The organism is Melaminivora alkalimesophila, assembly GCF_000282995.1.
GTDB lineage: Bacteria > Pseudomonadota > Gammaproteobacteria > Burkholderiales > Burkholderiaceae_C > Melaminivora > Melaminivora alkalimesophila.
This window is the reverse complement of record NZ_ALEE01000689.1, coordinates 1-1,542: the sequence shown is the minus strand read 5'-3', so window position 1 is coordinate 1,542 and position 1,542 is coordinate 1. Positions and strand designations below refer to the sequence as shown.

1 protein-coding gene is annotated in these 1,542 nt (G+C 69.4%); it reads right to left on the bottom strand.

What is annotated here, in order from left to right:
- Nucleotides 1-22 precede the first annotated feature (22 nt).
- On the bottom strand, nucleotides 23-1,542 hold a 1,520-nt coding region (locus A612_RS13380), incomplete at its 5' end, for a bifunctional acetate--CoA ligase family protein/GNAT family N-acetyltransferase (RefSeq protein WP_019374969.1).

Here is a 1,542-nt window from a genome sequence, read left to right as displayed (position 1 = left end):
CGGGCGCCGCGCCGCCCGCCGCTCACAGCTGGTGCACCACCAGCCGGAACTCCGGGTCATCCGGGAAGGGGCGCACCTCGAAGCCCAGCCGCCGCATCAGTTTGAGCATGTTCGGGTTGTTGCTCAGCACCAGTCCCTGGATTTCCGCCAGCCCCCGGTCGCGCGCCACATCCATGATGCTCAGCATCAGGCGCGAGCCAAGGCCCCGCCCCGTGAAATCGTCCGCCACCAGGAGCGCGAATTCGCAGCTCGTGTGGTCGGGGTTCGTCACGTAGCGCGATATGCCGATGATCCGCTCGGTGTGGCTGACTTCCCCGCTTTCGTCCACCGTGCGCTCGCGCAGCACCGCCGCCAGCGCCATCTCCCGGTCGTAGTCGATCAGCGTGAAACGCGCCAGCATCGGCTTGGGCAGCTCCGTGAGCTGCGAGACGAAGCGGAAATAACGGCTTTCGGGCGACAGCCCGCGCACCAGCCGCTGCACCATCTCCGCATCGTCCGGGCGGATCGGGCGCACCAGGTACTCGCCGCCGCCGCGCAGCGGCCAGACCTGCTCGTAGCGCGCCGGATACGGCAGGATCGACAGATGGCTGTACTGCCCGAGCGTGGAACCTTCGGCGCGCGTGCTGGTCTGCGGCCCCTCGTGGATGACGATGCGCGCATCCACGGCCACCGCGCCGCGCTCGTCCACGATCACCGGGTTGATGTCCATCTCGCGCAGCTGCGGCAGCGCGCACACCATCTCCGACACGCGCAGCAGGATCTGTTCCAGCGCCTCGCGCCGCACCGCCGGAGCGCCCCGCCATTCGCCCAGCACCTCGGCCACGCGCGAGCGGTCGATGAGGCGCCGCGCCAGGAACTGGTTGAGCGGCGGCAGTTCCATGGCGCGGTCGTTGATCAGCTCGATCATGGTGCCGCCCGCGCCGAAAGTGATGACCGGCCCGAAGGGGTCGTCCGTGACCACTCCGATGTTGATCTCGCGCCCGCGCCGCGCGCGCACCATGGGCTGCACCGTCACGCCGTTGATGCGGGCTCCCGGCTGCAGGCGCGCCACGCGCTGCACCATGTCGGTGTAGGCGTCGCGCGCGTTGCTGCCGTTGTGCACGTCCAGCGCGACACCGCCCACGTCGGACTTGTGGGCCACGTCGGGCGAGTCGATCTTCAGCACCACCGGAAAGCCCATCTGCGTGCCGATCATCATCGCCTCGTGCGCGCTGCGCGCCAGCAGCGTGCGCGTCACCGGAATGTGGAAAGCCGCCAGCAGCGTCTTCGATTCCATCTCCGTGAGCACGTTGCGCCGCTCGGCCAGCACCGTCTCAATCACCAGCCGCGCGCCCTCGATGTCGGGCTTGGCCAGCGCCGTGAGCGGCGGCGGCGTCTGTTGCAGCAGCTGCTGGTTCTGGTAGAAGGAAGCAATGTTGCCGAAGGCGCCGACGGCGGCTTCCGGTGTGCGGAAGTTCGGGATCTGCGCCTCGCGCAGCACCTCGCGCGCCGGCAGCACGCTCGCATCTCCCATCCAGCAGGCCAGCAGCGGCTTGGGGGCCC